Origin of the sequence: Sulfurovum sp., assembly GCF_041551015.1 — a bacterium.
Classification (GTDB): domain Bacteria; phylum Campylobacterota; class Campylobacteria; order Campylobacterales; family Sulfurovaceae; genus Sulfurovum.
The window spans coordinates 1-5,951 of sequence record NZ_JBFENQ010000112.1; the positions used below are offsets into that span (position 1 = coordinate 1).

Annotated in this window: 6 protein-coding genes; all 6 read right to left on the reverse strand. The window is 38.3% G+C overall.

From position 1 onward, the window contains the following. Positions 1–953, reverse strand: a 953-nt coding sequence (gene hemC, locus ABZC96_RS07665; RefSeq protein WP_373030231.1) for a hydroxymethylbilane synthase, incomplete at its 3' end; no start/stop codon positions are given. Between the two features lie 56 nt (positions 954–1,009). Further along, a complete protein-coding gene (locus tag ABZC96_RS07670) occupies positions 1,010–1,843 on the reverse strand; it encodes a DsbA family protein (RefSeq protein WP_373030232.1) in 834 nt (277 codons plus the stop codon). Next, positions 1,788–2,210: an FxsA family protein gene (locus ABZC96_RS07675; RefSeq protein WP_373030233.1), complete on the reverse strand. Its 423-nt coding sequence runs from the start codon at positions 2,208–2,210 to the stop codon at positions 1,788–1,790. The genes ABZC96_RS07670 and ABZC96_RS07675 overlap by 56 nt, the downstream gene beginning before the upstream one ends. Position 2,211: 1 nt before the next feature. Further along, a complete protein-coding gene (gene proS / locus ABZC96_RS07680) occupies positions 2,212–3,732 on the reverse strand; it encodes a proline--tRNA ligase (RefSeq protein WP_373030235.1) in 1,521 nt (506 codons plus the stop codon). Further along, positions 3,729–5,036 carry a glutamyl-tRNA reductase gene (hemA, locus tag ABZC96_RS07685; RefSeq protein ID WP_373030237.1) on the reverse strand — a complete coding sequence of 436 codons (1,308 nt, stop codon included), beginning with the start codon at positions 5,034–5,036 and terminating at the stop codon, positions 3,729–3,731. The genes proS and hemA overlap by 4 nt, the downstream gene beginning before the upstream one ends. After that, positions 5,036–5,932, reverse strand: coding sequence for a polyprenyl synthetase family protein (locus ABZC96_RS07690; protein ID WP_373030239.1), 897 nt, complete (start codon positions 5,930–5,932; stop codon positions 5,036–5,038). Before ABZC96_RS07690 ends, hemA begins: the two co-directional genes overlap by 1 nt. Between the last annotated feature and the right edge of the window lie 19 nt (positions 5,933–5,951).

Genomic DNA, 5,951 nt, shown 5'->3' on the forward strand with positions numbered 1-5,951 from the left:
TATAGTCTCTCTGGCATTTCATCTTTAAATGCTATTGATTCTGCTTTTTCAAGTATATCCAATGCACCCTCAGCGATCATGGCTTCAGCCAATTGTTCTCCTAATGTGTCACACTCACTTAGCTTTGATGTCAGTTCTTTATGCATGATATTTGTACCATCTGGGTAACCTAACATTGCCTTTACGGTAATATCACTACCGGAAATAATCGCATTGACTGCTACAGGAGCAGAACAGCCTGCACCTATCTTAGAGACAAAGTCACGTTCCAACTTTGTACAGATAAAAGAATTTTCATCATTTAACGTCATTGCAATTTCACGAACACTGTCGTCAGTACTTACAATTTCAATACCCAAGGCAGCCTGTCCCATAGGCGGAATGAAAAAATCCAGCTTTTCAACATAAGGAATGTCTTTCAACAGGTCAAGTCTATGAAGTCCGATATAAGCAAGTATAATCGCATCATACTGTCCTTCTTTGAGCTTTCTTAGTCTCGTATTCACATTTCCTCTAAGCTCTTTGACTTTCAGATCTGGACGCTTCTCAAGAAGCTGCATACGTCTTCTAAGACTTGTTGTTCCTACTACTGCACCTTGAGGAAGCTCATCTAAACTTTTATAGGTATGTGAAAGCAATACATCACTCTGATCCTGTCTTGTTGTTATGGCGCATAATTCTAAACCTTCTGGGATATAGGTAGGTACATCTTTAAGTGAATGCACTGCAAGATCTGCATTACCTGCCAACATCTCATCTTCAAGTTCTTTAGTAAAATGCCCTTTCCCACCTATAAGTGCAAGTGGTTTGTCCAATATCTTGTCACCTTTAGAAGTGATCTCGTTGAGTTCAACTGTGATTTTGGGAAACGATGTTTCGATTCTCTCTTTTATGTGATATGCTTGCCATAGGGCGAGATTACTTGCCCTAGTTGCTATAATTAATTTTTCCACTGTTACCCTTGTATTCATAAGCATAAGGCAAAGCCTTATACCCTATCCTAACTATATTATTTTATGAGCTTTTTATACCCGTTACGCATTTTATCCCACTCACCGTCTACATAAATAGTCGGTGTACCTGAAACCATCATTTTCCCCGCAGCCATTTCATCTGCGTTCATTGCTGCTTTTACTTCTTTTGCATCTACTTGTGCAGCTGTTACACTATACCCTGCATGACTTTTTACTGCAGCGAGTATCTTTGTCATGTCAGTCTCTCTTGGATCGATCTTCAATGAATAGATCTTTTCAACCGCATCCATTTTACCTTCATGTTGTGCCACATGCATTATACGTGTTAGAATGTCTGAAACCGGATGTATACGAAGCAACGGCAAGTGATAATAATAGACTGAAATTTTCGTAGGGTTCTCCCTAGATGCTTTAAAGATTTCCGGTACTATTTCTTGACAGAATGGACATTGAGGATCAGAGAAGATCAGTATCTTATGCTCTGCATCTTTGTTACCAAAAAGCAGGTGAGCATCATCATAATAACTCTGAGGTACAGTAGGTTTGATCTCATCTCTGTAATCATTTCCAGTTTTTAAATTCACTAAATGTCCTGTGATAAGTCCATCTTTAACAAACATCATTTCCGGAGCATGGATCTCTTTTTTCTGATACTCTAGATCCATTGTCGTTAAAAGAATAGTCCATCCTGGTAATCTTTCATCTGTTTTAGACTCAATAACTGTCACACCTTTTACTGTGACTTCTGGGTTTTTCACCACAGCTCTTTTAACATATTTAACTAATAATTTATTATCGGGCTGTGCGTTTGCACTAAGAGCTACGGTCGCTGTGACTGTGCTCATCAATAATTTCGACATCAATGACATTATCATCTCCTTGTTTGGTAAAATGTGTTGTTCGTTCAGGTGTTATTTTAGCGATAAATTGTAAATAAAGTGTGTAAAAAAGTGCAAGTATTCCTAAAAAATCACTAAACACCCCGGGTATAATAAGGAGTATCGCACCAACGAAATAGGACATACTTGCATTTTGGAACCTTCTCACATCAAGTTTTCCTTGTCTCATCGACTGCATATTGCTCATCATTGTTTGTGAGGACTTTTGCAAAAGTATCATACCTAAGGCAAAACTAAGTACGATCCATACCACTGACCAAAAGAAACCTATGGTCTCCCCAGTTTTTAAAGAGAGATAAAGTTCGATGAGGGCAAAAGGTACGATTAGAAATATCATATTAAAATCTTTCAACCAAGAAGTCAGCTATAGTATCAACAGAGACTTCTTCTTTTAACATGCCGTCTCTACTCAAAAACTCCACTGTACCATCTGCCAGTTTTTTACCTATAACCACAGCGTGAGGTACACCGATAAGTTCATAGTCTTTCATTTTAGCACCAAATCTGTCTTTTCTCTCATCAAGCAGGACATCCACACCTTTGGTTAACATTGATTCATACAGTTTTTCACCCAGAGCTACCTGATCATCATCCTTGATATTTGAAACAATGATCTGTAGATCGAACGGTGCAGATTCTTTCGTCCAGATACAGCCTTTATCATCATGATTCTGCTCAATGATGGCTGCAAGTAGACGACTTACACCTATACCATAGGTTCCCATCACCATCGGTTGTGATTTTCCATTTTCATCTAAGAAGTTCGCTGCCAAAGGTTCAGAGTATTGTGTACCCAATTGGAAGATATGTCCTGCTTCTATACCTTTAGTATAACGCAATGAACCGCCGCAAGAAGCACAAGAGTCTCCCTCTTGAACAGCTGATATATCAGCATACGATTTTTCCACTGCTGTAAGAGTGTCTACACCTTCCAAAGCACTGTCTACAACTAGTGTTTCCATCGTCGCTGTCTCTTCATATTCTAGAAGGTCATTTGCATTGACTGCATTACCTGCTTTTACATCCTGAAGTTCTACCGATGCAGGTAAAGCAAAATGTACTACTTTTGTTACACCTTCATCATAAAGTGCCTTCATTGCAATAATTTTGATTTTTGTAGAGGCATCATATGTTTTTGGTTTTGCTACAGCAGCTTCTATATTGGCACCGTAGTCACAATCATCACATACTACTATCGTATCTTCCCCAGAGTCAGCCAGTACCATAAACTCTTTACTCCCAGATCCCCCGATTGCACCAGAGTCAGCATCTACTACTCTAAACTCTAGTCCAAGGCGTGTGAATATTTTTTTATACGTCTCTTCCATCAGTGCAAATTCTCTTTGCATATCTTCAGTAGAAGTATGGAAACTATAGGCATCTTTCATTAAAAACTCTCGTCCACGCATTAGGCCGAATCTTGGTCTGATCTCATCACGGAATTTGAGATTGATCTGATAGACATTTAAAGGAAGTTGTTTATAACTTTTAACCGTTTGCCTCACAAGGTTTACCATCATCTCTTCATGTGTTGGTCCTAAAATAAAGTCATTGTTTTTACGGTCTTTAAAACGCAATAATTCTTTACCATACTTCTCTAAGCGCCCGCTCTCTTCCCAAAGTGCTGCAGGAGTAACAAAAGAGAGGCTTACCTCTTGACATCCTGCTTTGTCTAACTCATCTTTCACTACGGCATGTACTTTATCCAGTATCTTTTTACCTAAAGGCAAAAAGTTGTAGAGTCCGCTGCCGCCTACTGACTGTATAAATCCGCCTCTTATAAGGTAAATATGACTTGCCAATGTTGCGTCATTTGGTGTCTCTTTGGTTGTAGGAATTAATAATCTTGAAAATCTCACGCGTTGTATCCTTTTGTATGATGGTCATTTTTATATTGTTTTAAATCAATGTTTTCTGTGTCTATATTGAACATTTTTTTTATTGCCTCTATGCAGTTTGCATTTTCCTTCTCTGTAGAAGAGTGTCTTAGGTTTTGCGTTGGTTCATGTAAAAAACGTTTAAACATTTGTTCTGCCATTTTACGCATATTGGCTTCAAATTCAGCTGGAACAAAACCTTTTTTAATGGCTCTTTGCATCTCAACATCTATGGCTTCATTTACCTGTTCTCTCATTTCTTTAATCACTGGCTCTATAGAGAGTGCTCTAAGCCAAGCATAAAATTCTTCTTTGTATTTCTCTACTATTTCATTTGCTCTTACTGCTTGTTCTTCACGTAAGGCATGATTGTCCTGAGAAATGGTACGGAGATCATCAATACGAAAGATCTGTAATTTATCCAAATCCATATCTTCTATATCACGGGGAATAGCCATATCAAACCAAAGTCTTGGTATCGTTTCATTTTCTATGAGTTCTTGCGTGATGATGGGTTCTCTGGCCGAAGTTGCTGAGAAAAGTAGACGATAACGGTTCAGATATTTTGGAAGTTTCTCCATTGTACCTGCTTTAACATTTTCACCCAAAGTTTCAGCTATCTGCTCTACTTTCTCCTGCTCTCGTCCCAACATAACCACATCACATCCTGCTCTAAGCAAATGTTTTGTTGCCAGTACACCCATTTCACCTGCACCTACTACAACTGCTGTCGTACCAGACATGCTGTCACCCAAAAGTTTATGCGCCTGTGCCACAGCAACTGAAGCTATGGAAATAGGGTTTTGAGAAATATTGGTAGCATTACGTACTTCAGCTGCACACTTTACAGCATAAGAGATGATACGGTTAAGCTTACGTCCCGCAGTACCATTCCTATGAGAAAGCATAAATGCCTCTTTTACCTGTCCTGTGATCTGTGACTCACCTACAACTAAAGAGTCCAATGAAGAAACCACAGAAAAAATATGTTGTACAGCTTCTTCATCATCATAACGCACTCCTGTGGACTTCACATCATAAAAATTTAATCCGCTCTTTTGACTCATCAATCCCAATACTGTATGATAACTTGAAAAGTTGTCTCGTGTTGCCAATACTACTTCAACACGATTACAGGTTGAAACAATAAATGCTTCATGAATAAACTCAAATTCAACCAGTTGATTCAGCATTTCAATTTTTTCTTCATCATTGGCAAATGCCAACTTCTCTCTCATATCCTGATCACAGTTTTTATGGGAAAAACTCATCACCTGATAATACATTAAAAATCCCTTTCGATCATCTGCATGGCAATGCTTGAGAGTGCATCTTCACCTCTCTCATTCATCAACTTTATCGCTTCTACTATCAATACTTTGGCTTCATCATAACTCTTTTGGATCACTTGATGTTCCTTCATTTTCATTTTGATCCAAAGTTGTTCTTCAGTAGAGAGCTTTTTTGCATGCAATGATCTTAATTTCTCTTTTTCATCACTCTGCAATATTTCATAGAGGTAAATATATGGCAGTGTCGTTTTTCCTTCTTCAAAATCATGTAATGCCGGTTTACCCAATGTCTCTGCATCTGCTGTGATATCAAGCAGATCATCTATCATTTGAAATGCAATTCCCAAGTTTCTGCCATACGTCATATAAGGCTCTTTAGACTTACCGGCCAACAGTGCTGCTGCTCCCGCACTTGCTTCCATGAGCGAAGCTGTTTTTTGGTATATCATTTCAAGATATACTTCCTTATCTAGATTAAATGTTTTTGAAAGTGAAACATCTTTCAGTTCTCCAAGGCTGAGTTGTACAACAGCATTTGAGATCACTTTAGCCACATCGGCACTTATATTATTTAACTCTAAAAAACCTTTTGAGTAAAGGATATCCCCAAGCATAATGGCTGTTTTATTTCCATAGAGTGCATTGAGAGAAGGTTTTGAACGTCTTGTATACGCATCATCAATGACATCATCATGTAAAAGACTCGCAGCATGTATCATCTCTACAATAGCAGCAGTCTTTACTACAGAAAGACTGTTACCTGCTATTTTCAAAATGAGTTTTGCACGCAATCTTTTACCATTAGGCAATTGAGCATAAAGTCCACTTACCTCTTTATCATTCAGATCAGCTATGAATTGTTCTATTTTTCTCTCAACAGCACTTAACATCTGTCAGTCCTTATTCACA